Below are 24,566 nucleotides of genomic sequence, written 5' to 3'. Positions count from 1 at the left end.
CGGTACGGGCCTGCCCGGGACGGCCGGTTGCCGCAGCTCGTGCCCACCGCCCCGTCGACGTCACGACGGCGCCTCTCGTCCGGGGCAGCGTCCAGGGGCGAATCCCCCCATCGCGCTCCGGGTGTTCCGGACGCCGAGCCGAAGACGGCGGTTGCGCCCCGGCCTCACCGCCGTGGCAGCAGTGCCGCCGCGCCCAGCGTCGTGGCTACCAGCAGGCAGGCGGCGAACAGGAAGCTCGCCCGCATCCCCGCCACGAAGTCCCCCGGGAGGAGCGCTCCGAAGACGGCGATGCTGATCGCTCCGCCCGTCTGGCGGCTGGTATTGAGCAGCGCTGCTGCCGTCCCTGCCCGCTCGGCAGCGACGCTGTCGAGTACCAGGGAGGTCAGCGCCGGCATGGCGATGGAGCCGCCGACGCCCAGCGGGATCATCAGCAGGGCCGTCAGCCACGCGGCCGTACCGGTGTCGACGCCGAGCAGAACGCCGCAGCCCAGCGCCGCGGTCAGCAGCCCCGCGACGATCACCGTCCGCGGCCCGAAGCGGGAAACCGCCCGCGGCGAGGCGTAGTTGAAGCTTGCGGTGATCACCGCCATCGGCACGAACATCAGCCCGGCCGACAGCGTCGACTGCCCCCGTTGATCCTGGAAGAAGAGGCTCAGTACGAACACTCCACCGTAGAAGGCGGCGTTGAGGGCGAAGCCCGCGATGACCGGCACGGTGACCCCGCGCCGCCGGAACAGCTCCAGCGGCAGCATCGGCGTGCGTCGTCGCGCCTCAACGGCCACGAAGCCGGCCCCGGAAACCACCGCGACTCCAGCGGCGACGAGCACCGTGCCGGTGAGCCCGGCGTGCCCGCCCTCGATCACCGCGAAGGTCAGGGAGGCGAGCGCCGACACCGCGATCAGCTGCCCCGGCACGTCGAACACAGCCGACTGGCGCGGGGACCGCGCCGCCCGCAGCAGGAACAGGAGACCGGCGAGCCCAGCGGGCGCGTTGAGGCAGAACACGGCGCGCCAGCTCCACTCCGTGGTGACCAGCCCGCCCAGGACGGGCCCGGCAGCGATGGCCACCGCACCGCCGACCGTCCACAGGGCGATGCCACGCGCCCGGGCGCCCGGCTCGGGGAACGCCTGTCGGATCAACGCCAGCGAGGAGGGCACCATCACCGCTGCCGCGCTTCCCTGCACCACGCGCGCCGCCGTCAGCACCCCGAGCGTCGGGGCCGCCCCGCAGGCCAACGAGGCGAGGACGAACGCGCCGAGCCCCCAGGCGTAGGCGCGTCGCGCGCCGACGGCGTCCGAGAGCGCACCGGCGGACAGCATCAGCGCGGCGAACATCAGGGTGTAGCTGTCGGCCACCCACTGGAGGCCGGACAGCGAGCCACCGAGGTCCTCCCGCACAGCGGGCAGCGCGATGTTGACACCGGAGACGTCGACCGTGATCACGAAGAAGCCGAGGACCGCGGCGGCCAGAGCCGCGACCGCGGAGCCCGGCCGTTCCCGCTCGTCCCGGGTGCCGGCCCCCGCCTCGGCTCCCGCGCCTGCCCCGTACTGCGTCACGCTCATGGTGCACTGCTCCTCACTGTTCGCGTGGCCGGATGCGGAGAACAGCGTGCTCGGCGCGTGCGGGCCTCCGGCAGGCCGAGCGGTACGGGGGAGCACTGTTCCGGGCCCTGACACGGCCTCCCTGCCCGGTCGGCCCTTTGCGATAGTGGACGGATGAGCGAAGGTACGGAACTGGGCCGCTTCCTCCGCGCGCGCCGTGGGCAGATCCGCCCGGAGGACGTGGGGCTGCCCATCGGCACCGGCATCCGCCGTACTCCGGGACTGCGCCGCGAGGAGCTGGCGACGCTGGCGGGAGTCAGCATCGACTACTACACACGGCTGGAGCGCGGTCGCGAGACCCGGCCTTCACCCGCCGTCGTCACCGCGCTCGGGGAGGCGCTCCGGCTCTCGGACGACGCGCTGCACCGGCTGCACGAGCTGGTGTCGCTCGCGGCGGGCCAGGTGCCGGCGCCGTCCCCGGGCCCGGCGCGTGCGGTGCGCGAGTCGGTCCGCGCCCTGCTCGAGACGCTGCGTCCGTCACCGGCGTACGTCGTCAGCCGCACCAACGACCTGCTGGCCGCCAACCGGCCCGGCCTGCGCCTCTTCCCCGGCATCACGGACTGGCCGCGGGAGCTCCGCAACACCACGCGCTACATGTTCCTGCATCCCATGGGCCGCACGCTGTACCGGGACTGGGAGAAGATGGCAGCCCACAGCACGGCCCACCTGCGGGCGATCGCGGGCGCCGACCCGGACGCGCCGGAGCTGGCCCGGCTGGTCGGTGAACTCATGCTGAAGAGCCCGGAGTTCGCCCGGTTGTGGGACCGGTACGACGTACGGGCAGGCGGTGGCGGCCGGAAGCATTTCCAGCACCCGGAGGTCGGCTCGATGCACCTCACCTTCGAGGTGATGGCGATCCTCCGCACCGACGGCCAACGCCTCGTCACCTACCAGGCCCGGCCCGGCACCCCGGACCACGACGCGATGCTGCTGCTGGACATGGCCAGCCCCGAGGATGCGGCGCTCCGCGAACGGACCGAGCGGTAGCCGGCCCGGGTCGCCGGAATGCACACTCCTGCTCGCCCGGGCGGGGGGGCGAGCGGCCACCGCCGAGTCGGTACGGCGCGGCACGCCGCCACCGGAGAAACGGCGCTGGATGGCATCGTCTACTAACGGATCACCACAACCCGTAGTTAGAATCCTCACCTGACAAGCCATCATCAATTTCAGCAATGAATCGGCATGCGCTCCGATCAGCGATGGTTGAAGGCGGCGATAATTGCACACAGAATGACCAACCCCGCAACACCGGTTGACCTGGCAAACACAGCCCCGGAGCCGATCCGGTACAGTTGGGAGCGAACCTGTGTTCTATTACGTGCTCAAATACGTGATCCTCGGACCGTTGTTGCGACTGCTGTTCCGGCCACGGATCGAAGGTCTCGAGCACGTACCCGAGGAAGGGGCGGCGATCGTCGCCGGCAATCATCTGTCCTTCTCGGACCACTTTCTGATGCCCGCGATTCTGCGCCGCCGGATCACCTTTCTCGCGAAGGCGGAATACTTCACCGGGCCGGGACTCAAGGGACGACTGACGGCCGCCTTCTTCCGCAGCGCCGGGCAGATCCCCGTCGACCGCTCGGGCGGCAAGGCGGGCCAGAACGCCATCCGGGAAGGACTGGGTGTACTGCGCAAGGACGAATTGCTCGGCATCTATCCCGAGGGCACCCGGTCGCACGACGGACGGCTCTACAAGGGCCGGGTCGGGGTCGCGTCCATGGCGGTCCAGGCGCAGGTCCCGGTGGTGCCCTGCGCCATGGTCGGCACGTTCGAGATCCAGCCGCCCGGCCGGGTGCTGCCGCGGATCAAGCGGGTGACGATCCGGTTCGGCGAACCGATGGAGTTCTCCCGGTACGCCGGGATGGCCGACGAACGCGCCGCCCTCCGAGCGGTCACCGACGAGATCATGTACGAGATCCTCCGGCTGTCCGGCCAGGAGTACGTCGACCGGTACGCCACCGAGGTGAAGGCCGAGCTGAAGGCCGGGACGGCCGAACAGCACCGGCACCGGCTCGTGCACTGACGCGAAGGCCCACACCGGGCCACGGACACGGATGAGGGGACGACCCGGAGATCCGGGCCGTCCCCTCAGTGCTGCGCGGTCGTGCGGTCAGCGCACGGTGGGCAGATCCGCCGCCTTGGCGGCGGTCTTGGCAGCGGCCTTCGCCTCGGCGGGCTTCGGCGTGGCGTGCGGGTCGCACGTCACGTCGCTACGGCCGAGCGTGCCCTTGAGCAGGTAGTCGTCCACCCGCTCGTTGATGCACGGGTTGACCAGGCCGGTGACGCCGTGCGAACCGGCGTTCCGCTCGGTGATCAGCCGCGAGCCCTTGAGCCGCTTGTGCAGCTCGACGGCGCCGTCGTACGGCGTGGCGGCGTCACGGGCGGACTGCACGATGAGCACCTTGGTCGCGCCCTTGCCGGTGCCGACGTTCAGCGGGGTGCGCTGCGGAGCGCCCCACGTGGCGCACGGCAGGTTCATCCAGGCGTTGGACCAGGTGAGGAAGGGGTAGTCCCGGTGCAGCCGGGTGTTGTCCCGGTTCCACTTCTTCCAGCTGGTGGGCCACTTGGCGTCGGCGCACTCGACGGCGGTGTAGACGGCGTTGCCGTTCTCCGCGGAGATGTTGCCCGCGGTGTCGGACAGGTCCGGGCCGGCCGCCTCGACGAGAGCCTTCTCGTCACCGGCGAGGTACTTGCTCCACACCCCGGCGACCTGGGACCAGGACGAGTCGTAGTACGGCGCGCTCTGGAAGAAGCCGAGCAGCTCGGCCGGGCCGACGACCCCGCCGATCGGGTTCTTCTTCGCCTTGGCGCGGAGCTTCTCCCACTGCTTCTGGACCTTCTGCGGCGTGTTGCCGATGTGGTAGGCGGCGTCGTTCTTGGCCACCCACGCCTTCCAGTCGTCCCAGCGCATCTCGAAGGCGACGTCCTGGTCCAGGTTGGCCTGGTACCAGATCTTCTCGCGCGACGGGTTGACCACACTGTCGACGATCATGCGGCGGGTGTGCTTCGGGAACAGCGTGGCGTACACGCCGCCCAGGTAGGTGCCGTACGAGACGCCGAGGTAGTTGAGCTTCTTCTCGCCGAGCGCGGCACGGATGACGTCCATGTCGCGTGCGGTGTTGGGCGTGGTCATGTGCGGGAGCATCGTCCGGCTGCGCTTCTTGCAGCCGTCCGCGTAGTCCTTGGCCAGCTTGCGCTGGACGCGCTTGTCGGCCTCGCTGTCGGGCACCGGGTCCAGCTTGGGCGCCTTCACGAACTCCTGGGGGTCGACGCAGGAGATGGGCGTGGAACGGCCGACACCGCGCGGGTCGAAGCCCACGAAGTCGTACGCCTTGGAGGTCTTGGTCCACAGCGGGTTCTTGCTCGTGACCCGGAGCGGGAACCTCATTCCGGAGCCACCGGGGCCACCCGGGTTGTAGATCAGGGCGCCCTGGCGCTCCCCGGCCGTGCCGGTGTTGCCTATGCGGTCCACCGCGATCTTGATCGTGCGGCCGTTCGGCTTGGCGTAGTCGAGCGGAACGCTCACGTAGCCGCACTGGATGGGCTTGGGAAGGCTCCAGTCCGCAGGACAGTCCTTCCAGTCGATGCCCTGCTGCGCGGCGCGGGCCGCGGCGGCCCGGACACCCCGGGCCTCGGCGTTGCCGCCGTTGTTCTGCTGTGCGTCGGCGCTGGCGCTGGGGGCGGTCATGGCCCCGACGATCAGCGTTCCCGCTATCAGAGTGCCGGCCGAGCCGAGCACTGCTGTGCGTCTCACGTTGTTTTCCCCCTGCTGGGTACGCCACCTGGGGCGGCGGTGATCACAGAGCTTGCAGGAGGATCCTTCCGTCTCCGCCCGGTGGTGCGATAGATCGTGCGACCGAATCTTTACCAAGACGTCAACTTCCGTCCCTCCGCATCCCTTACCAGGGCATCCACAGGACCGGGCCCGGACGGGGCACCCCGCCCGGCCGGAGGGCGCCCTCGGGAAACGCCGGCCCGCCGTCCCCGGTACCGCCGCGGACAGGCAGCCGGCTCCGCTCACCCGGGGCCGGGCAGCGCGGAGTCGAGCATCCGCCGCAGCCGCAGCGCGTCCGGCGCCAGCGCGGTGGCCAGGACCGCGGGACCGGGGAGCGGGGTGACGGCCCCTTCGCCGTCCGCCGGTCCGTTACCGAGACACCGGACCTCGGGGACGTCGTCCTCGAAGGCCGGGTCGACGACGAGGAGTTGGCCGACCGCCCGGTGGGTGTCCAGGACGGCCGGGGTGTCCCAGCCGGGGGCCCCGGGACCGTAGGACGTCTCCTGGTCGAGCAGCAGCCGGTCGCCATGGCGCACGGTGAGCCGGGTGACGAGCCGGCCCGGTCGCTCGCCGGAGCGGCCGAGCACCTGTTCCTCGCGCAGCACCAAGCGGGCCGTCGGAGCCAGCCGGACGCGGGTGGTGAGGAGCAGATCACTGCCGGCGGCGGAGATCAACGGCTCGGGGAGCCAGTGCAGTTCGGCCCCCTCCCCCACCCATACGTCGACGTCGTACGTCGCGGGCCCCGCGGCGCGGCCGGGCAGGGCGACGGTGGCCGCGGCCGCGGTCACCCGCAGCGCCGCCCCCGGTTCCACGGCCACGTCGAGACGGATCCGGTCCCCGCCCAGCGGCGCGCTCATGGCACCGATGACACAGACACCGGCAGCGGATCCCGGGGCCCGGACCCGGCGGAGGGCGAGCGGGCCGTCCCCGTCGAGAACAGGGAGGGCCGTGCCGCCGCGCCCGTCCGGAGCGGCGGTGATCCGGGCGGCGGCCCGGACGGCGGCACCGCTCGCCCGCGAGGCGGGCGCCTGTGCTCCGTTCACCGGTGAACCGCCCACTCGGTCCCCGCTGTTACCGCGTCCGCTCATACGGGTTCCGCGAGCCACGCGGCGCGGCGCTCCCGCACCCAGTCGGCGATCGGCTCGACGCCGTTCTCGGCGACGAGCGAAGTCATCACGACCGGCAGGTCGCCGCGCTGCTCGGCGGCGTCCCGGGCCATGCGGTCCAGGTCGGAGCCCACGTAGGGGGCGAGGTCGGTCTTGTTGACGACGAGCAGGTCGGCGGTGGTGACGCCCGGTCCGCCCTTGCGCGGGATGTCGTCGCCACCAGCGACGTCGATGACGAAGATCTGGGCGTCGACCAGTCCCTTGGAGAACGTGGCCGTCAGGTTGTCGCCACCGGATTCGATGAGGACGAGGTCGAGCCCGCCCGCGGGGGCGATGGCCTCCTCCAGCTCCTCGACGGCTTCGAGGTTGGCGGAGATGTCGTCGCGGATGGCGGTGTGCGGACAGGCTCCGGTCTCGACCGCGGTGATGCGATCGGAGGGCAGGACGGCGTTGCGCAGCAGGAACGCCGCGTCTTCACGGGTGTAGATGTCGTTGGTGACGACGGCGACGGAGAGTTCGTCGCGCAGGGCGCGGCAGAGCGCGGCGACCGTGGCGGTCTTGCCGGAGCCGACCGGTCCGCCGAGGCCGACGCGCAGCGCACGGCGGGTGCCGTCGGGCCGCACGGCGTCGGGCGCACTCCAGGTGTGCCGCTCGGGAAAGGCTTCCGGGTGATCCAGGTGCATGTCGGCTCCAGTGGTTCGGGATCGCGGGGCGGAGATTCCGGTTATGAGGCGAAGAGACGTACGGGCCAGCCGGCGTGCCGCTCGGCGGCGATGTCGAGGAGCGGCGCGGATGCCGCGGGGAGGGCGTCCACGCCCTCGTGGAGGGCCTGTTGGGCAGCGAGGGCGGCCTGCCCGGCGACACGGTCGAGCGCGGGTGCGAGCCGGGCCAGGACCGCGGCGGCCTGGAACGGGTCGAGACCGAGCAGCCGCACCGCGGCGGTGGCCGGGGCACTGACGGATTCGTATGCGGCGGCGTGCGCGGCGTCGAGCGGTGTCAGCCCCGCGGCGCGGGCGGCCAGGCCGAGAACGACGGGCTGGTGCACCCCGCGCGGCCGGGCGGCGGCCAGGGCGTCGAGCTCCGGGGAGGGCCAGACGGCCCGCGCCGCCCGCATCATCTGGCGCCCGAGCCGCCGCGCGGTGACACGGAGAGCGGGTGAGGGGGTACGGGCGTCGGCGGCCTCGTCCAGCAGGACCGGGTCGAGGCCCGTGGCCGCCGCGGCGGCGAGCGCGGCGGCCACCAGCCCCGCGGTGTGCAGCCGGCCGCGGCAGAAGTCGCTCAGGGTCCCGGCGTCGCGGATGCGGCCCGCGTCCACGGCGGCCTCCGCTCCCCCGGAGTGGGCGTGTCCGCCCGCGGGGAACCGCCCGTCGGCGAGCACCAGCAACGCCGCACGGCCCGCGGGCGGCACGGCCCCGTCCGGGGCGCCGGCGGCCGCTGGGGCGCTGCGGCTCGCGGTGACCGGGCCGTCAGGCGATTCCCTGGGGTCGGCGAGGGGCCCGCCGGGGCCGGGCGCGGTGCCGCTGGTGCCGGACGCGGGCGGCGGGCCGGCGGTCGGCGCGGAGTCCACCGTGACGCCGGTGGCGGCCTGCCGTACCGGCCGGCCGAGGGGGGTGCTCATCGTGCGGGCCGCCCGTTTCAGAGGTTTCAGAGATTTCAGAAGAGGAAGTACCGCTGGGCCATGGGCAGTTCCTCCGCGGGCTCCGGTTCGACGGCCGTGCCGTCGATGGTGACCGTGAAGGTGTCCGGGTCGACGACGACCTGCGGGCGCGCGTCGTTCTCCCGCATGTCGGCCTTGCCGACGCCCCGGGTGCTGCTGATGGCGGCGAACCGTTTGTCCAGACCGAGCCGTTCGGGCAGCCCGTCCTCGAGTGCCGCGGGAGCCACGAAGTTGACGGAGTTGGCCGCCGGTGCCCGGCCGGTGGCCCCGAACATCGGGCGGGGCATCACCGGCTGCGGGGTGGGGATGGAGGCATTGGCGTCACCCATCTGCGCACAGGCGATCTGCCCGCCCTTGAGCACCAGCCGGGGTTTGACGCCGAAGAACGCCGGGTCCCAGAGCACCAGATCGGCGAGCTTGCCGGTCTCCACGGACCCGATCTCGCCGTCCAGGCCCTGGGCGACGGCGGGGTTGATGGTGTACTTCGCCACGTAGCGCCGGGCGCGGTGGTTGTCCGCGCGGCCGTCCCCGGGCAGAGCTCCCCGCCGCTTCTTCATGACATGGGCGGTCTGCCAGGTGCGGAGCACCACTTCGCCGATGCGCCCCATGGCCTGGGAGTCGGAGGAGATGATCGAGATCGCTCCGAGGTCGTGCAGCACGTCCTCGGCGGCGATGGTGCTGGGCCGGATGCGGGATTCGGCGAAGGCCAGGTCCTCCGGCACCGCCGGGTTGAGGTGATGGCACACCATCAGCATGTCGAGGTGCTCCTCGACGGTGTTCACGGTGTGCGGGCGGGTCGGATTCGTCGAACTGGGCAGCACATGGGGCTCGGAGACCACGGTGATGATGTCCGGCGCGTGCCCGCCGCCCGCTCCCTCGGTGTGGTACGCGTGGATGGTGCGGCCGGCGATCGCCGCGAGGGTGTCCCCGACGAATCCCGCCTCGTTCAGGGTGTCGGTGTGGATGGCGAGCTGGGCGCCGGTCTCCTCGCACACGCCCAGAGCGGCGTCGATGGCGGCGGGCGTGGCACCCCAGTCCTCGTGGATCTTGAATCCGAGGGCGCCGCCGCGCAGTTGGCTGTGCATCGCCTCACGGGAGGTGGTGTTGCCCTTGCCGAGCAGCCCGATGTTGACCGGAAACGCCTCCATCGCCTCGAACATGCGGGCCAGATGCCAGGGGCCGGGGGTGATGGTGGTCGCCTTGGTGCCCTCGGCGGGTCCGGTGCCGCCACCGACGAGCGTGGTGACGCCCGAGGCCAGGGCCTCGTCGACGAGTTGCGGGCAGATGAAGTGGACATGCGCGTCGATGGCGCCCGCGGTGACGATCCTGCCGTTCCCGGCGATGATCTCGGTTTCCGGCCCGATGACCAGGGCGGGATGGACGCCGTCCATGGTGTCGGGGTTCCCGGCCTTGCCCAGACCGGTGATGCGGCCGTCCCGGATGCCGATGTCGGCCTTGATCACGCCCCAGTGGTCGAGGACGACGGCGCCGGTGATCACGGTGTCCGCGGCGCCCGCGGCCCGGGTGGTACGGGCCTGGCCCATGGACTCGCGGATCACCTTGCCGCCGCCGAAGACGGCTTCCTCGCCCGCCGCTCCGGGGCCGCCGGCCAGGTCGCGCTCGATCTCGACGAGGAGGCCGGTGTCGGCGAGCCGGATGCGGTCGCCCGTGGTGGGACCGAAGAGATCGGCGTATGCGGCACGCGAGAGTTCAGCCATGGTGCACCTCGTGGTGGGTTCCGCCGCGGGTGCGGCTGTGCTGCGTACCGGCTGCCTCGCCGCGGTGCCGGGGGCCGACGGCCCGTCCGGAACCCGCTCCGGCGTTCCGGTGTCCGCCGTTCACAGGGCGCCTCCGGTCTCGCCGCGCAGTCCGGGGACGATCCGGCGCCCGGCGATCGGCACGAGCTCGACCTCGACGGGGATGCCCGGTTCGAAGCGGACGGCCGTACCTGCCGCGATGTTGAGCCGCAGGCCGCGGGCTGCCGCACGGTCGAAGTCGAGACCGGGGTTGGCCTCGGCGAAGTGGTAGTGGGAGCCGACCTGGACGGGCCGGTCGGCGGCGTTGAGAACGGTGACTCGGGTGACCGGGCGGCCGGCGTTGAGCGGCACCGGCGCGTCCTGGAACAGCACCTCTCCGGGGATCATGCGCACACTCCCGTCAGCTGATCGGCTCGTGGACGGTGACGAGCTTGGTGCCGTCCGGGAAGGTCGCCTCGACCTGGACGTCGTGGATCATCTCGGGGATGCCCTCCATGACGTCGTCCCGGGTGAGCACCTTGCGGCCGGAGCGCATGAGTTCGGCGACGGTACGGCCGTCGCGGGCGCCCTCCAGGATGTGCGCGGTGATGAGGGCGACGGACTCGGGGTGGTTCAGCCGCACCCCGCGGGCCCTGCGCTTCTCGGCGACGTCCGCCGCCACATGAATGAGCAGCCGTTCCTGCTCGTGCGGGGTCAGTTGCACGCTTCCCACCTCACCGTCGTCGACGCTCCCGGTCCTGCGGCGGGAGCTGCCCGGATACCGTCCCCGGGCTGCGGCGCGGCGCGTCGCGGAAACAGGCGTACCACGCGCCGTGGCGGTGGCCGCCCTGCCACACCGGCCCGCGGGGACGGCCCTTCCGGGTTCGTTGCCGCAGGCTACTTCGTGGGCGTTTCGGTGACGTTAACTCTGCCGGTCGCCGGTGCCGACCGGTCCGCGGCATCGGCATGAGGCGCCGTGATGCGGGTGCCGCCCTGACGGTGCTCACCCTGTGAAGGCGCCGCTCCGCGAACGGCCCGGCACGACACCGGAGTTGCGCGGTCAGCTGTCCCGGTTGCGGTCCCCGGCCCCGGGACGGCGGTGTTCCGCGGCAATGCCGAAGCGGCGGCGTTCGCCGACAGCGGACTCGCCCTCGCGCACCACCGAGACCGTGCTGATCACCCGGTCGTCCGGGGCGCTCTCCGCCTCTTCGAGTTGTTGCAGGTCAGCTGCTGACACCAGCGCCACGAGGGGCTTGCCGTGGCGGGTGACGACCACCCGCTCACCGCCGTACACGACGCGGTTGATCAGTTCCGCGAGCTCTGCGCGGGCTTGCGTCACCGGAATCTCGTAGGCCATGCTCCCCATTCTAACGGGATGTACGTCCTGTACATTTTTTACAGACGCTTCGCTCCTTCCGGAGCACCGACGAGAGGTGTACCGATGGACCGCCCCACCGCCCGCCACGTCCTGCCACAGTTCTCCGAGCGCACCGGCTCGGAGGTGCGCACGACGGATCCGTACTCCAAGCTCCTCGAGGAGCGGATCGTCTTTCTCGGCTCGCCGGTCGACGACACCTCGGCCAACGACGTCATGGCGCAGCTCATTCACCTGGAGCACGCCGCACCGGACCGCGACATCTCGCTCTACATCAACTCCCCCGGCGGATCGCTGACCGCGATGACGGCGATCCACGACACGATGCAGTTCGTCACCTGTGACATCGAGACCGTGTGCCTGGGGCAGGCCGCGTCCGCGGCCGCGGTGCTGTTCGCGGCCGGGGCGCCCGGGAAGCGGCTGATGCTGCCCGGCTCCCGCATCCTCATCCACCAGCCGTCCTTCTCCGAGCCGGTCCAGGGGCAGGCGTCGGAACTGGAGATCCACGCGAACGAGCTGCTGCGACAGCGCGATCTGCTCGAGGAGCTGCTCGCGCGGCACACCGGCCGGCCACGTGAGCAGATCGCCCGCGACATCGAACGGGACAAGATCTTCCGGGCCGAGGACGCGGTGGCCTACGGGCTGGCCGACCACATCCTGGGCAGCCGCAAGCAGTCGGACCTCCGACGGGCCGGGTGAACCGTGAAGCCACTGCCCGAGCTGCCCCCGCTGCCCGCCCTGACCCGGGCGGAGTGCGAGCTGGTCGACCGGTATCTGGAGGTGCTGGATCTGGTCGGGCGGATCAACCCGACGCGGGGCACCCACACCTACACCGCTCTGCGCGCGGCGCAGGCCCTGGTCGGCAGGGCCACCGCCCTGCGGGACGCACTGACCCTCATGCACGACCGCGGGGAGAGCCGGCTGCACGCCACGACTCTGACGCGGGCCCTGCGGGTCCTGGACGGCGAGCGCCGCGCGACGCGGGCCACCCTGCCACCGGACAGCGAGGGCTGACGGGTCGCCACGTGACACATCGCGCGACCGTCCGTCGGCATCATCCGACGGTCCGTCACCTGACGTGTCCTCAGTTGCGGCTGAACGGACTCGCTCAATCGATGGACCTTCGGACAGACCGTCGCACTGATCGACTTGCGCACAGGCCGGAGCGGATGCAGGCCCGGCGCGACCCGGTCGACACCAGGCTTCCCCCGCATAAGGCAGGAATGCAGAAAAGAGCACTACTCACCCGAACGACATACATGTGATGAACGTCACACAGGTCGCGTCGGTCCGGAATCCTCGGCGGCGGCAGGGAGCATCCGGGGAACGACAAGCCCCCGCCGCCGCGGCGGGGCAGTCCGGACGGACGCCGAATCCTGCCGCCGTCCCGGATGCCGGGTCGACAGAGAGTGCTTTCGGCAGGAGTGGAGGACCCGAGCAGTGCGGGGCGGACCGCGGCCGTGGGCCGGGCAACGGTCCGCTCCTGGGGTGAAGCCGCTGCCCGCGGCCGGGCCACTTCGCCGTCCCGAACCCGACAGGCCATCCCTCACAGGCGGCTGACGAAGGGTCGCACATGGCCGCACCAACGCACGTCCCCTCCCTGTTCTCCCGGGCGGGCGCCGCATCGGCGCTCACACTCGCCGCTGTGGGCGGTACCCTGCTGGGCCCCGGCTCCGCCCCGGCCCAGGCCGCGCCCGTTCCGGAGACGTCCCAGGTCAGTACGGTCTCCCCGGCGCCCGGCGCAGGAGGCACGGCCACGGCGGGGAGCGGCGTCCGGCCGCCCCGGGGCACGACGGCGCCGCCCGGCACCGAGCTGCCCCGCTCCGGACCGCCAGCGCCGCCCGGGATGGCTCCGCCCATGGTCGAGCGGGCCGCGCCCGGGATGGAACCGCCCCCTGATCGGACCGGCCCGCCGGACGCCCCGGGCAGACCGGCCGGCCGGCCGGCTCCGGGAACGGGCGGGCCGGCGGCCCGGCCCCCGAAGGCCGACGCCTCGGGAACGCTGCCGCGGCCGAAAACCGAACCGCCACGGACGGCGCCGGAGCGGCCGAAGGCGCCGAAGGCCGAGCCACCCAGGAGGAAGCCGCCGCGGCGCGAACCGCCGAAGGCCCAGGCGCCCCGGGAGGAGCCAGCGAGGCCGGCGCCCCGCAGGCCCAGGCCCGCCAAGCCGACGAAGCCGAAGGCGCCCCGGCACAAGCGGACCACGTTGGCGCCCGGGATCCGGGCGCTGGCGATCGCCGCCTCGAAGCAGGGCGCGCCCTACGTCTGGGGTGCCGAAGGGCCATACCAGTTCGACTGCTCGGGGCTCACCCAGTACGCGTTCCGGCTGGCGGGCAAGCAGCTTCCGCGCACCGCCGCCCAGCAGTACCACTACACCCGGCACCTCCCGGCGTCCCAACGGCAGCCGGGTGACCTGGTCTTCTTCGGCTCGCCGGGCGGGATCAACCATGTGGGCATCTACGCGGGCGACAACAAGATCTGGCACTCGCCGCGGACCGGCGCCCGGGTCCGGCTGGAGACGATCTGGACCCCAAACGTCACCTATTCACGGGTGAACTGACGAGCCGACGGAGTCTGCACCGACCAGCGTACGGGCCGTCCGGGAACGGCGGCCCGTACGACGGCACCGGCGGCCGGTGCTGACTCCCGTACCGGCTGTCGGTGCCCCGGAGCAGCTTCGGCGGCACCAGTGGACCTCCGGCCCCGGCGATCTGGGAGCAGCATGCCTTTTCTCAACCCCGTCCGGCACATCACCGTCGACTCCCGTGACCCGCACGCGCTGGCGCGCTTCTGGTCGGCGCTCACCGGCTACCGCGTCGAGGACAGCGACCCGGCGGACGATTTCGCGCTGCTCACCGCGGGCGAACCGGGCGTGCCCGGGCTCCTGTTCATGCAGGTGGCGGAGGAGAAGTCGGTGAAGAACCGGATCCACCTGGACATCCAGCCGGCCACCGGCACCCGGGACACCGAGGTGGAGCGGCTGGCCGCCCTCGGCGCCACGGTGGTGGCCGACCACCGCGACGGCGAGGGGCTCGGCTGGGTGGTGATGGCCGACCCGGAGGGCAACGAGTTCTGTGTGGAACGGAGTGCTGCGGAGCGCGGGTTGACGGCATGAGCAGCTGCGCCGAACAGGGCTGGGACACGGCAGCTGGGACACGGCAGGCGGGCCGAGACACGACAGGCCGTGCCCTGAGAGCGGGGCCACGTGCTCCGGTGTGCCCGATCGCGGGGCGCCCGGCGGACGATGCGTGCACGGACGAAGGCCCGTGCCGGACGGGGCGGGACCCGGGACACCCGGACGACGGGGCGCGGCGGCGGTCAGGGGCCGGGGTGGTCAGCGGGCCGGGGTGATCCAGGGCAGCCGGATCCAGACCGTCTTGCCGCCATCCGCCGTGGGTGTGACCGAGAGCTTGCCGCCGGATTCGGCGGTGAGCGACCTGATGATCACGAGGCCGCGGCCGTTGTCCTGCTGCACCGCCGCGGGCAGCCGCTGCGGCCAGCGGGGGTGACTGTCGGTGACCCCGATGCGCAGGGTCTCGTCCCGTTCGAGCTGCAGGACGACGGTGAAGGTGGGCGACTGGCCGAAGGTGTGCAGGATGGCGTTGGTGGCCAGCTCGGACACGATGAGGCGTACGGTGTCGGCCGCTTCGGCGCCCTCCGGCAGGCCCCACTCCGTCAGCACCTCCGTCACCTGGCGGCGGGCTGTGGCGACCGAGACCGGATCGCTCGGCAAGGTGACGGAGGCTTCCAGGTGGTCTGCCATGGCAACGCTGTCCCTTCCCACCGTCCGGGGTCCGACGCGTTGCACGACGGGGTCGGGCTCGGGTTCGGACGGCCGCTTCGCGTCAGAGTGCCACTGATACTGCGGTGTCGGGGGTGATCCCCCAAGATGTACGGAATTCTGTCGCCCGAAGCAGTGAACTCTCCGACGGAAGACCGGATGTGGACAGCGCATGACCCCGGCGGGACAACTCCGCGACAGGGGGCTCTCCGTGGCAGGGGACCATCCCCGGCAGGGGGCTCTCCGCGACAGGAGGCCATCCCCGGCAGGGGACTCTCCGCGACAGGAGGCTCGCAGCCCGTCCGGGAACCGTCCCGGCGCGCGGTCCGGAGCCCGGGCACTGCGGCGGGGTCAGCCGGCCGCCGCCCCGTCCGGGGCCGTCGCGACGATGGTGGCGACGGCCTCCTCGATCTGCCGGTCCGACAGATCGGCGCGTGCGGTCAGCCGCAGCCGGGAGATGCCGTCGGGCACCGACGGGGGGCGGAAGCAGCCGGCGACCAGCCCGGCGGAGCGGCAGTCGGCCGCCCATTGCACGGCCGCCTCCGGGGAGGGGGCGCGCACCGAGACCACACAGGCGTCCGGCCGGACGGCGGCGAGGCCGGCCGCCGTGAGCCGTCCGTGCAGGCCGGAGGCGACCGCGCGGGCCCGCTCCGCCCGCTCCGGCGAGCGCGCGAGCAGCCGCAGGGCCGTCAGGGCGGCGCCGGTGGCGGCCGGCGCGAGCCCGGTGTCGAAGATGAAGGTCCGGGCGGTGTTCACCAGGTGCTCGATCACCCGGGCGGGGCCGAGGACCACGCCGCCCTGGCTGCCGAGGGACTTGGAGAGGGTGGCCGTGGCGACCACGTCCGGTGCCCCGGCCAGCCCGGCCGCGTGCAGGGCGCCGCGCCCGCCCTCGCCGAGGACGCCCAGCCCGTGGGCGTCGTCGACCAGCAGGGCCGCCCCGTGCGCGCGGCAGGCCGAGGCCAGCTCGGGCAGCGGTGCGGCGTCGCCGTCGACCGAGAAGACGGAGTCGGTGACGGTGACGGCCGGGCCCTCGTGCGCCCCGAGGGTCTTGCGGACGGCCGCCGGGTCGGCGTGCGGGACGACGGCGGTCCCGGCCCGGGAGAGGCGGCAGCCGTCGATGAGCGAGGCGTGGTTGCCCGCGTCGGAGACCAGGAGAGTGCCGTGGCCGCTCAGCGCGGTGACGGCCGCGAGATTGGCGGCATACCCGGAGGAGAGCACCAGAGCGGCCTCGAAGCCGCAGAACCGGGCGAGTTCCCCCTCGAGCTCGGCGTGCAGCTCGGTGGTGCCGGTGACCAGGCGGGACCCGGTCGCTCCGGCGCCCCACCGGCGGGCGGCAGCGGCGGCCGCCTCGGTGACCTCGGGGTGGCGGGCCAGCCCCAGATAGTCGTTGCTCGCCAGATCCAGTAGCGGGGAGCCCGCCGGTCGAGGCCGCAGCGTGCGGACCAGCCCGGCGCGGTGGCGCGCCCGCGCCTGCTCGTCGATCCAGTCGAACGGGTCGTGGGGCATCGGCCGTCCTCGCGTCTGTGGGGTCTGCCCAAACCGTAGTCGGGGGATGCGCCGGGCAGGGTGTGGCAATACACACACCTCGATAGGGGCGTCTTGTGCCGTCCCTCCTTGGCCGGGAGCGGTGCGGTAGGCAAGGATCTGCGCCATGGATCTGCTGAACACGCTGGTGGACAAGGGGCTGCGTCGCGAGCTGCCCACCCGGGACGAGGCGCTTGCGGTACTGGCCACGTCGGACGACGAGCTGCTCGACGTGGTGGCCGCGGCCGGGAAGGTGCGCCGCCAGTGGTTCGGCCGCCGGGTGAAACTGAACTACCTGGTCAACCTGAAGTCCGGGCTCTGCCCGGAGGACTGTTCGTACTGTTCCCAGCGGCTCGGCTCGAAGGCCGAGATCCTGAAGTACACCTGGCTGAAGCCGGACGAGGCCGTCGCGGCGGCGGATGCGGGCGTGGCCGGCGGCGCCAAGCGGGTGTGCCTGGTGGCGAGCGGACGCGGGCCGACCGACCGGGACGTGGACCGGGTCACGAAGACGATCGAGGCGATCAAGGAGCACAACGAGGACGTCGAGGTCTGCGCCTGCCTCGGGCTGCTCAACGACGGCCAGGCGGAGCGGCTGCGCGCGGCGGGCGCGGACGCGTACAACCACAACCTCAACACCTCGGAAGCCACCTACGGCGAGATCACCACCACGCACACCTACGCCGACCGGGTGTCGACGGTGCAGCAGGCCCAGGCCGCGGGCCTGTCCGCCTGCTCGGGTCTGATCGCGGGCCTGGGCGAGACCGACGAGGACCTGGTGGACGTGGTCTACTCGCTGCGCGAGCTGGACCCGGACTCGGTGCCGGTCAACTTCCTCATCCCGTTCGAGGGCACCCCGCTCGCCAAGGAGTGGAACCTCACCCCGCAGCGGGCGCTGCGGATCCTCGCGATGGTCCGTTTCGTCTGCCCGGACGTCGAGGTGCGGCTGGCCGGCGGGCGTGAGGTGCACCTGCGGTCGCTGCAGCCGCTCGCGCTGCACCTGGCCAACTCGATCTTCCTTGGTGACTACCTGACCAGTGAGGGCCAGGCCGGCCAGGCCGACCTCGACATGATCGCCGACGCGGGCTTCGAGGTGGAGGGCGCCGGTACGACGACGCTGCCCGAGCACCGGGCCGACGCCCTGGCGGCGGCGGGCGGCGGCTGCGGCTCGCACTCCGGCGGCTGCGCGCCCTGCGGCGACGGCGGTGCCGAGGCCGCACCGGCCGCGGAGGCCGGGACCGAACCGGTCGCGGAGGCCGGGGCCGAGCCGGTGCCCGCGCAGGCCGCGCCGGGCGACGTCCGGCCGGACCTGGTCGCGGTGCGCCGCCGCGGGGCGGGGACGGACGTCGCGCCCAATGCCTGAGCCGCTGACCACGGGCGAGCTCCTCGCCCTGGACCGGCAGCACGTCTGGCACCCGTACGGCCCGATGCCGGGGCGGCAGGACCCGCTGGTCGTGGAGTCCGCGGCCGGGGTCCGGCTGCGCCTGGCGGAACCGGTCGAGGGGCACACCGAGCTGATCGACGGCATGGCGTCGTGGTGGTCCGCCGTCCACGGCTACAACCACCCGGTGCTGAACGAGGCCGCGCGCGCCCAGCTGGACCGGATGAGCCATGTGATGTTCGGGGGGCTCACCCATGAGCCCGCGGTCCGGCTGGCCGCCCGGCTGGTGGAGATCACCCCGGAACCGCTGCAGCACGTCTTCCTGGCCGACTCCGGCTCGGTGTCGGTCGAGGTCGCCGTGAAGATGTGCCGCCAGTACTGGCGCTCGGTCGGCCGCCCGGCGAAGCAGCGCCTGCTGACCTGGCGGGGCGGCTACCACGGTGACACCTGGCAGCCGATGTCGGTGTGCGACCCGGAGGGCGGGATGCACCACCTGTGGTCCGGCACCCTGCCGCGGCAGATCTTCGCCGACGCCCCGCCGTCCGGCTTCGACGCCGAGCCCGACGAGGCGTACGCACGGCATCTGCGGGAGCTGATCGCCCGGCACGCCGACGAGCTGGCCGCGGTGATCGTCGAGCCGGTGGTGCAGGGCGCGGGCGGGATGCGCTTCCACTCCCCCGACTGCCTGCGCGTGCTGCGGGAGGCCTGCGACGAGCACGACGTCCTGCTGGTCCTGGACGAGATCGCCACGGGCTTCGGCCGCACGGGCACGCTGTTCGCGGCGGAGCACGCGGGCATCTCCCCGGACGTGATGTGCCTGGGGAAGGCCCTGACCGGCGGCTATCTGACGATGGCGGCCACCCTCTGCACGTCCCGGGTGGCCGACGGCATCTCCCGCGGCGAGGTGCCCGTGCTGGCGCACGGCCCGACCTTCATGGCCAACCCGCTCGCCGCGGCCGTCTCGCTGGCCTCGGTCGACCTGCTGCTCTCCCACGACTGGCAGGGCGAGGTGAAGCGCATCGAGGCCGGGCTGCGCGAGGGCCTGGCGCCGGCCGGGGAGCTCCCCGCGGTCCGGGACGTACGCGTCCTCGGCGCGATCGGGGTCGTCCAGCTCGACCACGAGGCGGACATGGCGGCGGCGACCCGGGCGGCGGCCCGCGAAGGGGTGTGGGTGCGGCCGTTCCGCGACCTCCTCTACACCATGCCGCCCTACATCACGGGTGACGAGGATCTGGCCCGGATCGGTGCGGCCGTGTGCGCGGCCGCAGCCGCGGGCTGAGGACCGGCCCCACCGCTTTCGGTGGGGCCGGAGCACGGCGGTGCGCCCGGGAACCCGGCGGACCGGAAGGCGGAGGAACGACATGGCAGTTGTGGTCGTCTCGGGGACGGGCACGGAGATCGGCAAGACGGTGGTGACCGCCGCCGTGGCCGCGACGGCGCTGGCGGCGGGCCGCTCGGTGGCGGTGCTGAAACCGGCCCAGACCGGCGTCGGACCGGACGAGCCCGGCGACGCCGCGGAGGTCACGCGGCTCGCCGGCCGGCTCACCACGGCCGAACTGGCCCGCTTCCCGGAGCCGTTGGCCCCCTCCACGGCCGCGCGGCGCGCCGGGATGGCCCCGGTCCGCCCCGACCGGATCGCCGAGGCCGCGGAGAAGCTGGCGGCCGAGCACGACCTCGTCCTGGTCGAGGGGGCGGGCGGCCTGCTCGTCCGGTTCGACGAGCAGGGGGCGACGCTGGCCGACGCGGCGCGGCTGCTGTCCGCCCCGGTGCTGGTCGTCACCACCGCGGGGCTCGGCACGCTGAACGCGACGACGCTGACCTCGGAGGCCCTGCGGGCACGGCGGTTGACCTGTGCGGGCGTGGTGATCGGCAGCTGGCCCGACGACCCGGACCTGGCGGACCGCTGCAACCTGGCGGAGCTGCCGGAGGTGGCGGACGCGCCGCTGGCGGGCGCCGTTCCGCAGCGGGCCGGGGCGCTGAGCCCCGCGGACTTCCGCGCCGGGGCACCGGGCTGGCTGGGGCCCGAGCTGGGCGGCACCTGGTGCGCCCGGAGCTTCACCGCGGGGATGGCGCCGGAGTAGACCCGGCCGGTGCGGGGAGCGTACGGGGCACGGCGCGTACGGCAGGCACAGCGCCCCCGGGCCGCGGCCGGAGGTCCCAGTGCTCTCCGGCGGCTGAGGCCAACCGCCGGACCGGCCGAAACCGGGGCCGGACACGTCCTCCGTACGGAACGGTGCAAGCCCGCCCCACCGGGGGAGAATTCCGGGTGACGCCCGCTGCCGGGAGAAGGGACCTGCCATGGGTCTGCGCCGCAGCACGGTTCCCCGGGACGCCGTGCACCACCCGCTCTTCGCCCGCTTCTACGCCCGGCTCAGCACCGCCGCCGAGGACAGGGGCGGGATCGCCGCGCACCGGGAGGAGTTGCTCGCCGGGCTGTCCGGGCGGGTGATCGAGCTCGGCGCGGGGAACGGACTGAACTTCGCCCACTACCCCGGGGCCGTGTCCGAGGTGGTGGCGATCGAGCCGGAACGCCATCTGCGCAGGCTGGCCGCGGAGGCCGCGCTGCGCTCGGAGGTCCCGGTCGATGTCGTACCGGGCACGGCGGAGGCGCTGCCCGTGAAGAGCGAGGCGTTCGACGCGGCGGTCGCCTCGCTCGTCCTGTGCAGCGTCCGGGATCTGCCGCGGGCGCTGCGCGAGGTCCACCGGGTACTGCGGCCCGGCGGTGAGCTGCGCTTCTTCGAGCACGTCCAGGCGGAAGGACGGGCCATGGCGTTCACCCAGCAGACGCTCGACCGTACGGTCTGGCCCCTGTTGTTCGGTGGCTGCCATACGGGCCGGGACACCCTGGCGGCGGTGCGGGCGGCAGGGTTCGAGCCGGCGCGGTACCGGCGCCTGCGCGTCCCCGAGGGCGGCCCCGCCCTGCCGGTCTCCTTCCACGTGCTGGGGACGGCGAGGAAACCCCGGACCTGAGAACCCGGGACCTGAGAACCCCGGACCTGAGCGTCGCCGGCCGGCGGCGCGCGGGTCGTCGGGTGGAGCGACGGGCTGCCGGGTGTGTCCTTGGCGACGTCGGCCTTCCCACAGGGCGGGCGCTGCTCCTCTCCCGGCTCGGTCCCGAGCGGTGAGCGGGCGGTGGGCCTGTTCGCCGGTGGGCCTGTTCACCGGAGGAGGGACGTGAGCAGCGCCTCATAGGTACGTCCCGCACCGACGACCGTCGAGGCACCCTTCATCGCCACCTCGTGCCCGAGGTAGGTGAGCGCGCCGAGCAGCGCGAGCGCGAGCCGACGGGACGCCTCGGTGTCGGTGTCGTCAGCGTCGGTGTCGGTGTCGGTGTCGGTGCCGGTGTCAGTGCCGGTACCGGGACCGGGACCGTTTCCGCCGGTGGGACGAGCCCGCTCCACGAGCCGGACCGTCGTCGACAGCCACCACCGCTCGTCGATCTGCCGCCACCGTTCGTAGCCGAGCACGGCGGGCGCGTCGAGCAGGAGCAGCCGGGCCACGGCAGGGTCGGCGCACAGGCCGAGGAACGCCTGCCCGGAGCGCAGGAGCCGCGCGACGGGCTCGTCCTCGGCGTCGAGGGACCGGATCCGTACGGCGAGTTCCCGGTGGATGTCGTGCACGACATCCACCAGCAGCGCTTCCTTGCCCGCCCAGTGGTGGTACAGCGCACCGGCCGTGAGCCCGGAAGCCTTCACGATCTCCGCGACGGTCGTCGCGGAATACCCGCGCTCGCCGAACAACTGCCGTGCGGCCGCGATCACTTGGGCACGGGTGCCCGCGGTTCGTTCTGCGTTGGACCGGCGCGTCGACATACCGAATGACGCTATGTTATTTCGATGATGGATGTCGACGCAGCCCAAGCCGTCCTCGACAACAGCCCGTTCGGACCCTGGTGGGGATTCACCGTGGAATCCGTCGGAAAGGGCGAGGCCAGGGTCTCGTTACCCCGGCGCCCGGAACTCTTCCGCCCCGGCGGCGTCCTCCAGGGCGGGTGCGCGATGACGCTCGCCGATGTGACCTGCTGGATCGCGATCATGTCGCTGTTCGGCGAGGACGATCCGTCCGTCACCCAGCAGATGACGACGACCTTCCTCGGCCCGGCGCGCACCGACCTGGTCTGCGAGTCGACGATCGTCCGGCCCGGTCGCCTGATCGTCTACGGCACCGCCGCCACGACCGGCACCGACGGCAAGCTCGTCTCCCACCACACCCTGACCTATGTCCGGCCACCGGAGCGGAACGGAACCTGACGCGTCCGGCCGGCCGCCGCCCCGGGAGGGCGTCCCTGTCAACGAGTGGTCGCGGCGTACTGGTGCGACGACAACTCGAACACGCGCACGCGCCGACCGCCGGTGGGATTGACGGTCTCACGGACCGGACGCATCCCCAGTTTGGTCATGATCCGCTCGGAAGCGTGGTTGCCCACTTGAGCGATGCTGACGATCCGCTCCAGCCCCCGCTCTTCGAACCCGAACCGTACGGCGGCCGCGGCGGCCTCGGTGGCCAAGCCCCGCCCCCAGTGGGACCGCCCCAGCCGCCAGCCGACCTCGACCGCCGGCAGCACCTCCGGCAGGAATCGCGGCACCGAAAGGCCGGTGAACCCGGCCAGCTCGCCGGTGGACCGGATCTCCACGGCGAACAGGCCGAAGCCCTGTGACTCCCACTCGCTCTCCCATGCCCGGACCCCGCCGCGAGTCTGCTGTTCGTCACGGACGCTGCCGTCCCGGATCCACCGCATGACCTCGGGGTCGGCATTGACGGCAGCCATGGGCGCAACGTCTTCCTCGCGCCAGCGGCGCAGGATCAAACGGGGAGTCTCAAGCATGACCATCCCATCATTCCGGATCCCGAATAAGGCTCTCCGCCATCCTCACCAGGCACTCTCGATACACGTCCCAGTGCTTCAACTGCGTGAGTCCGCGGGGGTGTCGGCTTGCGGCGCCGACCGCCCGAGGTGTCTCCGCCCTCAGAGCACTAGAGACTCCAGGTACGCAGTTCGTCGGCGATGGCCCGGACGTCGGCCGTGCCGTCCTTCACCAGCCGGGCCAGGTCACGGACCTGCTCGGGCGAGGTGGTGACCTTGAGTCCACTGGCGACGAGATACGCGTAGGCGACGGCGGAGGCGAACATGGCGTTCGACCGCTCCAAAGCCGGTACATGCAGCAGCAGTTGCAGCAGGGCGGCGGCGCGGTCCTGGGGATCGGCGTAGACCGGTACGCCGAATATCTCGGCGTCGTGCCGGCTGACCGCGGCCACCAGGGCACCCCAGTCGGTGACCTGGGGGTCTCCGGGGGTGTTGCGCTCAGCGATCATGAGGAGCCAGGCGAGGTCGATGCGGAGCGTCACGTGGTGGTGCGGGGGTCGTCTCCGGGAAGCGAGCTCTGCCGGGTGCCGCGCTCCTCGCCGAACTCCTCGGCGAACACGTTCTCGTACTGCTTCATGAAGTCGGCGGCGGCTTCGACGAAGGTATGGCCGACCTCACCGGCGTCCTGCCGGACGAGTTCCTCGATGTAACGGTTCATGCTGAGCCCCCTCTGGAGAGCACGCTGCCGGGCCGTCTCCGCGGTGCTCTCGTCCACCCGCACGTTGAGCTGTGTCTTCGCCACCCCTCAAAGCTAGCGCTCCCCTGCTAGCTCCGGCAAGCGCGGGCCGTGCCGCCACCCGGTCGCCGCCCCGTCGGCGCGGGGCGGCGGGGGACGAGGAGGTGCTCCGGGGCCCCGGGGGCGGGCGGTGCGGGCGACGCGCCGAATCCGCCCGCCGAGGGGATGCCGCTCCGGCCGGTACGGGCCTACGCTCAGGCGCGTACGGACGGTACATCCCGGTTCGGGGAGGCGGCCTTGTCCACATCTGCGGCAGACCCGGCGTCGGGCGCGGCGGCGGCACCCGGCATCGCCGCGCGGGCCGCGGCACTCACCAAGGCGTACGGCTCGGGCGAGACGGCCGTCCTCGCGCTGGACGCGGTGGACGTGACCATCGACCGCGGCCGCTTCACCGCGGTCATGGGCCCGTCGGGGTCCGGCAAGTCCACGCTGATGCACTGCCTGGCCGGGCTGGACACCGTGTCGGCGGGCCAGGTGTGGCTCGGCCGTACCGAGATCACCGGGCTCAACGACCGGGAGCTGACCCGGCTGCGGCGGGACCGGGTCGGCTTCATGTTCCAGTCCTTCAACCTGCTGCCCACCCTGAACGCGGCGGAGAACATCACCCTGCCGATGGACATCGCGGGTCGCACGCCGGACCGGGGGTGGGTGGACCGGGTGATCGACACCCTGGGGCTCCGGGACCGGCTGGAACACCGGCCGGCCCAGCTCTCCGGCGGGCAGCAGCAGCGGGTCGCCTGCGCCCGGGCGCTGGCGTCCCGTCCGGAGCTGATCTTCGCGGACGAGCCGACCGGCAATCTCGACTCGCGGTCCGGGCTGGAAGTGCTGCGCTTCCTGCGGGAGGCGGTGGACGCGCTGGATCAGACGGTGGTGATGGTGACCCACGACCCCGGGGCGGCGGCCCACGCCGACCGGGTGCTGTTCCTGGCGGACGGGCGGATCGTCGACGAGCTGGCGCGCCCGACGGCGGAGGCCGTGCTGGAGCGGATGAAGCGGTTCGATTCCGTGGCCACGAGCGGGAAGGGCTGAGCGC

Annotated in this window: 26 protein-coding genes and 1 pseudogene; 12 read left to right on the top strand and 15 right to left on the bottom strand. The window is 72.7% G+C overall.

Annotated elements, in window-relative coordinates; translation table 11 throughout:
• Positions 1 to 164 precede the first annotated feature (164 nt).
• Positions 165 to 1,562: an MFS transporter gene (locus tag AC3EQ1_RS13360; RefSeq protein WP_432094533.1), complete on the bottom strand. Its 1,398-nt coding sequence runs from the start codon at positions 1,560 to 1,562 to the stop codon at positions 165 to 167.
• A gap of 153 nt (positions 1,563 to 1,715) precedes the next feature.
• Between AC3EQ1_RS13360 and AC3EQ1_RS13355 the strand changes: the two genes are divergently transcribed.
• The gene (locus AC3EQ1_RS13355; RefSeq protein WP_432094532.1) at positions 1,716 to 2,588 is read left to right on the top strand and encodes a helix-turn-helix transcriptional regulator; all 873 of its coding nucleotides are present in this window, start codon (positions 1,716 to 1,718) and stop codon (positions 2,586 to 2,588) included.
• A 319-nt stretch (positions 2,589 to 2,907) separates the two neighbouring features.
• On the top strand, positions 2,908 to 3,624 hold the full coding sequence (locus AC3EQ1_RS13350) for a lysophospholipid acyltransferase family protein (RefSeq protein WP_432094531.1): 717 nt from the start codon (positions 2,908 to 2,910) through the stop codon (positions 3,622 to 3,624).
• A gap of 87 nt (positions 3,625 to 3,711) precedes the next feature.
• Here the strand turns inward: AC3EQ1_RS13350 and AC3EQ1_RS13345 are convergent, their stop codons facing one another.
• The 8 genes from AC3EQ1_RS13345 to AC3EQ1_RS13310 all read right to left on the bottom strand — a co-directional run bounded on the left by AC3EQ1_RS13345 (position 3,712) and on the right by AC3EQ1_RS13310 (position 11,232).
• Positions 3,712 to 5,355, bottom strand: a complete 1,644-nt coding sequence (locus tag AC3EQ1_RS13345; protein ID WP_432094530.1) for an alpha/beta hydrolase — start codon at positions 5,353 to 5,355, stop codon at positions 3,712 to 3,714.
• 263 nt (positions 5,356 to 5,618) lie between these two features.
• Positions 5,619 to 6,419: an urease accessory protein UreD gene (locus AC3EQ1_RS13340; RefSeq protein ID WP_432094529.1), complete on the bottom strand. Its 801-nt coding sequence runs from the start codon at positions 6,417 to 6,419 to the stop codon at positions 5,619 to 5,621.
• A gap of 41 nt (positions 6,420 to 6,460) precedes the next feature.
• Positions 6,461 to 7,165, bottom strand: a complete 705-nt coding sequence (gene ureG, locus AC3EQ1_RS13335; protein ID WP_432094528.1) for an urease accessory protein UreG — start codon at positions 7,163 to 7,165, stop codon at positions 6,461 to 6,463.
• 41 nt (positions 7,166 to 7,206) lie between these two features.
• Positions 7,207 to 7,890 carry an urease accessory protein UreF gene (locus tag AC3EQ1_RS13330; protein ID WP_432094587.1) on the bottom strand — a complete coding sequence of 228 codons (684 nt, stop codon included), beginning with the start codon at positions 7,888 to 7,890 and terminating at the stop codon, positions 7,207 to 7,209.
• Positions 7,891 to 8,135: 245 nt separating this feature from the next.
• Positions 8,136 to 9,857 carry an urease subunit alpha gene (locus tag AC3EQ1_RS13325; RefSeq protein WP_432094527.1) on the bottom strand — a complete coding sequence of 574 codons (1,722 nt, stop codon included), beginning with the start codon at positions 9,855 to 9,857 and terminating at the stop codon, positions 8,136 to 8,138.
• Between the two features lie 120 nt (positions 9,858 to 9,977).
• Positions 9,978 to 10,283: an urease subunit beta gene (locus AC3EQ1_RS13320; RefSeq protein WP_432094526.1), complete on the bottom strand. Its 306-nt coding sequence runs from the start codon at positions 10,281 to 10,283 to the stop codon at positions 9,978 to 9,980.
• 13 nt (positions 10,284 to 10,296) lie between these two features.
• Positions 10,297 to 10,599: an urease subunit gamma gene (locus AC3EQ1_RS13315; RefSeq protein WP_388852271.1), complete on the bottom strand. Its 303-nt coding sequence runs from the start codon at positions 10,597 to 10,599 to the stop codon at positions 10,297 to 10,299.
• Between the two features lie 336 nt (positions 10,600 to 10,935).
• Positions 10,936 to 11,232: a type II toxin-antitoxin system Phd/YefM family antitoxin gene (locus AC3EQ1_RS13310; protein WP_432094525.1), complete on the bottom strand. Its 297-nt coding sequence runs from the start codon at positions 11,230 to 11,232 to the stop codon at positions 10,936 to 10,938.
• Between the two features lie 84 nt (positions 11,233 to 11,316).
• On the opposite strand from AC3EQ1_RS13310, the gene AC3EQ1_RS13305 reads away from it, so the two are divergent.
• The 4 genes and pseudogenes from AC3EQ1_RS13305 to AC3EQ1_RS13290 all read left to right on the top strand — a co-directional run bounded on the left by AC3EQ1_RS13305 (position 11,317) and on the right by AC3EQ1_RS13290 (position 14,365).
• Positions 11,317 to 11,949 (top strand): ATP-dependent Clp protease proteolytic subunit, encoded by a 633-nt coding sequence (locus AC3EQ1_RS13305; RefSeq protein ID WP_432094524.1) that lies wholly within the window; start codon positions 11,317 to 11,319, stop codon positions 11,947 to 11,949.
• Between the two features lie 3 nt (positions 11,950 to 11,952).
• Positions 11,953 to 12,264: a hypothetical protein gene (locus AC3EQ1_RS13300; protein WP_432094523.1), complete on the top strand. Its 312-nt coding sequence runs from the start codon at positions 11,953 to 11,955 to the stop codon at positions 12,262 to 12,264.
• A gap of 1,201 nt (positions 12,265 to 13,465) precedes the next feature.
• Positions 13,466 to 13,810 (top strand): annotated as a pseudogene (locus AC3EQ1_RS13295) (C40 family peptidase); the annotation flags it as partial.
• Between the two features lie 162 nt (positions 13,811 to 13,972).
• Positions 13,973 to 14,365, top strand: a complete 393-nt coding sequence (locus AC3EQ1_RS13290) for a VOC family protein (protein WP_432094522.1) — start codon at positions 13,973 to 13,975, stop codon at positions 14,363 to 14,365.
• Between the two features lie 219 nt (positions 14,366 to 14,584).
• On the opposite strand, the gene AC3EQ1_RS13285 is transcribed toward AC3EQ1_RS13290, so the two are convergent.
• Both AC3EQ1_RS13285 and AC3EQ1_RS13280 read right to left on the bottom strand, forming a co-directional pair.
• Positions 14,585 to 15,013 carry an ATP-binding protein gene (locus AC3EQ1_RS13285; RefSeq protein WP_432094521.1) on the bottom strand — a complete coding sequence of 143 codons (429 nt, stop codon included), beginning with the start codon at positions 15,011 to 15,013 and terminating at the stop codon, positions 14,585 to 14,587.
• Positions 15,014 to 15,382: 369 nt separating this feature from the next.
• Complete coding sequence (locus AC3EQ1_RS13280; protein ID WP_432094520.1) at positions 15,383 to 16,537, bottom strand: 8-amino-7-oxononanoate synthase; 1,155 nt, start codon at positions 16,535 to 16,537, stop codon at positions 15,383 to 15,385.
• A 145-nt stretch (positions 16,538 to 16,682) separates the two neighbouring features.
• Between AC3EQ1_RS13280 and bioB the strand changes: the two genes are divergently transcribed.
• The 4 genes from bioB to AC3EQ1_RS13260 all read left to right on the top strand — a co-directional run bounded on the left by bioB (position 16,683) and on the right by AC3EQ1_RS13260 (position 20,903).
• Entirely contained in the window at positions 16,683 to 17,915 is a 1,233-nt protein-coding gene (gene bioB / locus AC3EQ1_RS13275) for a biotin synthase BioB (RefSeq protein WP_432094519.1), read from the top strand.
• Complete coding sequence (locus tag AC3EQ1_RS13270; RefSeq protein WP_432094518.1) at positions 17,908 to 19,212, top strand: adenosylmethionine--8-amino-7-oxononanoate transaminase; 1,305 nt, start codon at positions 17,908 to 17,910, stop codon at positions 19,210 to 19,212. The genes bioB and AC3EQ1_RS13270 overlap by 8 nt, the downstream gene beginning before the upstream one ends.
• A gap of 82 nt (positions 19,213 to 19,294) precedes the next feature.
• Positions 19,295 to 20,014, top strand: coding sequence for a dethiobiotin synthase (gene bioD / locus AC3EQ1_RS13265; RefSeq protein ID WP_432094517.1), 720 nt, complete (start codon positions 19,295 to 19,297; stop codon positions 20,012 to 20,014).
• Positions 20,015 to 20,231: 217 nt separating this feature from the next.
• Positions 20,232 to 20,903: a class I SAM-dependent methyltransferase gene (locus AC3EQ1_RS13260; protein ID WP_432094516.1), complete on the top strand. Its 672-nt coding sequence runs from the start codon at positions 20,232 to 20,234 to the stop codon at positions 20,901 to 20,903.
• 188 nt (positions 20,904 to 21,091) lie between these two features.
• Here AC3EQ1_RS13260 and AC3EQ1_RS13255 read toward each other — a convergent pair whose 3' ends face one another.
• Complete coding sequence (locus AC3EQ1_RS13255; protein ID WP_432094515.1) at positions 21,092 to 21,745, bottom strand: TetR/AcrR family transcriptional regulator; 654 nt, start codon at positions 21,743 to 21,745, stop codon at positions 21,092 to 21,094.
• Positions 21,746 to 21,769: 24 nt separating this feature from the next.
• Between AC3EQ1_RS13255 and AC3EQ1_RS13250 the strand changes: the two genes are divergently transcribed.
• Positions 21,770 to 22,183 (top strand): PaaI family thioesterase, encoded by a 414-nt coding sequence (locus tag AC3EQ1_RS13250; RefSeq protein WP_432094514.1) that lies wholly within the window; start codon positions 21,770 to 21,772, stop codon positions 22,181 to 22,183.
• Between the two features lie 38 nt (positions 22,184 to 22,221).
• Here AC3EQ1_RS13250 and AC3EQ1_RS13245 read toward each other — a convergent pair whose 3' ends face one another.
• From AC3EQ1_RS13245 to AC3EQ1_RS13235, 3 genes are all read right to left on the bottom strand, one after another.
• Positions 22,222 to 22,758, bottom strand: coding sequence for a GNAT family N-acetyltransferase (locus AC3EQ1_RS13245; RefSeq protein ID WP_432094513.1), 537 nt, complete (start codon positions 22,756 to 22,758; stop codon positions 22,222 to 22,224).
• Positions 22,759 to 22,907: 149 nt separating this feature from the next.
• A complete protein-coding gene (locus AC3EQ1_RS13240; protein WP_432094512.1) occupies positions 22,908 to 23,279 on the bottom strand; it encodes a fic family toxin-antitoxin system, toxin component in 372 nt (123 codons plus the stop codon).
• Positions 23,276 to 23,539, bottom strand: coding sequence for an antitoxin (locus AC3EQ1_RS13235; RefSeq protein ID WP_432094511.1), 264 nt, complete (start codon positions 23,537 to 23,539; stop codon positions 23,276 to 23,278). Before AC3EQ1_RS13235 ends, AC3EQ1_RS13240 begins: the two co-directional genes overlap by 4 nt.
• Positions 23,540 to 23,770: 231 nt before the next feature.
• Here AC3EQ1_RS13235 and AC3EQ1_RS13230 point away from each other — a divergent pair, with 231 nt between their 5' ends.
• Entirely contained in the window at positions 23,771 to 24,562 is a 792-nt protein-coding gene (locus AC3EQ1_RS13230; protein ID WP_432094510.1) for an ABC transporter ATP-binding protein, read from the top strand.
• Positions 24,563 to 24,566: the final 4 nt, after the last annotated feature.

The sequence above is a fragment of the Streptomyces sp. bgisy100 genome, from assembly GCF_057709105.1.
Note: the sequence above shows the minus strand (reverse complement) of the source record. Positions and strands in the feature narration are given on the sequence as shown.

Excerpts from the sequence above, each read along its gene's own strand:
- bioD (WP_432094517.1), top strand. The coding sequence starts at position 19,295 with ATGGCAGTTGTGGTCGTCTCGGGGACGGGCACGGAGATCGGCAAGACG.
- ureG (WP_432094528.1), bottom strand. The coding sequence starts at position 7,165 with ATGCACCTGGATCACCCGGAAGCCTTTCCCGAGCGGCACACCTGGAGT.
- AC3EQ1_RS13280 (WP_432094520.1), bottom strand. The coding sequence starts at position 16,537 with ATGCCCCACGACCCGTTCGACTGGATCGACGAGCAGGCGCGGGCGCGC.
- AC3EQ1_RS13245 (WP_432094513.1), bottom strand. The coding sequence starts at position 22,758 with ATGCTTGAGACTCCCCGTTTGATCCTGCGCCGCTGGCGCGAGGAAGAC.
- bioB (WP_432094519.1), top strand. The coding sequence starts at position 16,683 with ATGGATCTGCTGAACACGCTGGTGGACAAGGGGCTGCGTCGCGAGCTG.
- AC3EQ1_RS13290 (WP_432094522.1), top strand. The coding sequence starts at position 13,973 with ATGCCTTTTCTCAACCCCGTCCGGCACATCACCGTCGACTCCCGTGAC.
- AC3EQ1_RS13310 (WP_432094525.1), bottom strand. The coding sequence starts at position 11,232 with ATGGCCTACGAGATTCCGGTGACGCAAGCCCGCGCAGAGCTCGCGGAA.
- AC3EQ1_RS13355 (WP_432094532.1), top strand. The coding sequence starts at position 1,716 with ATGAGCGAAGGTACGGAACTGGGCCGCTTCCTCCGCGCGCGCCGTGGG.
- AC3EQ1_RS13250 (WP_432094514.1), top strand. The coding sequence starts at position 21,770 with ATGATGGATGTCGACGCAGCCCAAGCCGTCCTCGACAACAGCCCGTTC.
- AC3EQ1_RS13255 (WP_432094515.1), bottom strand. The coding sequence starts at position 21,745 with ATGTCGACGCGCCGGTCCAACGCAGAACGAACCGCGGGCACCCGTGCC.
- AC3EQ1_RS13285 (WP_432094521.1), bottom strand. The coding sequence starts at position 15,013 with ATGGCAGACCACCTGGAAGCCTCCGTCACCTTGCCGAGCGATCCGGTC.
- AC3EQ1_RS13305 (WP_432094524.1), top strand. The coding sequence starts at position 11,317 with ATGGACCGCCCCACCGCCCGCCACGTCCTGCCACAGTTCTCCGAGCGC.
- AC3EQ1_RS13360 (WP_432094533.1), bottom strand. The coding sequence starts at position 1,562 with ATGAGCGTGACGCAGTACGGGGCAGGCGCGGGAGCCGAGGCGGGGGCC.
- AC3EQ1_RS13320 (WP_432094526.1), bottom strand. The coding sequence starts at position 10,283 with ATGATCCCCGGAGAGGTGCTGTTCCAGGACGCGCCGGTGCCGCTCAAC.
- AC3EQ1_RS13260 (WP_432094516.1), top strand. The coding sequence starts at position 20,232 with ATGGGTCTGCGCCGCAGCACGGTTCCCCGGGACGCCGTGCACCACCCG.
- AC3EQ1_RS13270 (WP_432094518.1), top strand. The coding sequence starts at position 17,908 with ATGCCTGAGCCGCTGACCACGGGCGAGCTCCTCGCCCTGGACCGGCAG.
- AC3EQ1_RS13325 (WP_432094527.1), bottom strand. The coding sequence starts at position 9,857 with ATGGCTGAACTCTCGCGTGCCGCATACGCCGATCTCTTCGGTCCCACC.